The sequence below is a fragment of the Chlorogloeopsis fritschii PCC 6912 genome (assembly GCF_000317285.1).
Lineage (GTDB): Bacteria > Cyanobacteriota > Cyanobacteriia > Cyanobacteriales > Nostocaceae > Chlorogloeopsis > Chlorogloeopsis fritschii.
The window spans coordinates 1-398 of the sequence record NZ_AJLN01000091.1 but is presented as its reverse complement, the minus strand read 5'-3'; the positions used below and the strand labels follow the sequence as shown (position 1 = coordinate 398).

Sequence of the window (398 nt, the reverse complement as noted above, 5' to 3'; positions counted from 1 at the left end):
TAGCGTGTCGATAAGTTCCTCAATCACTTGAGTCATCGTTTGATCGGCGTGTGCTGCATAATTTTGCAACCGTCCCAATCGTCTTTCTGAAATTCTTATTTTTAACGATTTGTTTTTCATGCGTACCCCCAACGTTCATACATTCATGTTATACTACTTATAGGTCGATAGCAAAAACAAAGTAATGAAAACCTCATACCAATACAAAATCAAGCCAACTAAACAGCAAGCAGAGAAGATAGATAAAACGCTGGAAATGTTACGTTGTCAATATAATTATTTGCTTGCTCAAAGGTTTGACTGGTATGAAATGAATCGCTGTCCTATTGATAGATGTCCCTTAATTTGTTACATACCAGAATTAAAAGAGCAACCTCACTACTACAACCAAAAAGCAT

General features: G+C 36.2%; 1 protein-coding gene. It reads left to right on the top strand.

Annotation, left to right across the window (positions count from 1 at the left end; translation table 11 throughout):
* Positions 1-184: 184 nt before the first annotated feature.
* On the top strand, positions 185-398 hold a 214-nt coding region (locus UYC_RS0117450), incomplete at its 3' end, for a helix-turn-helix domain-containing protein (RefSeq protein ID WP_016879595.1).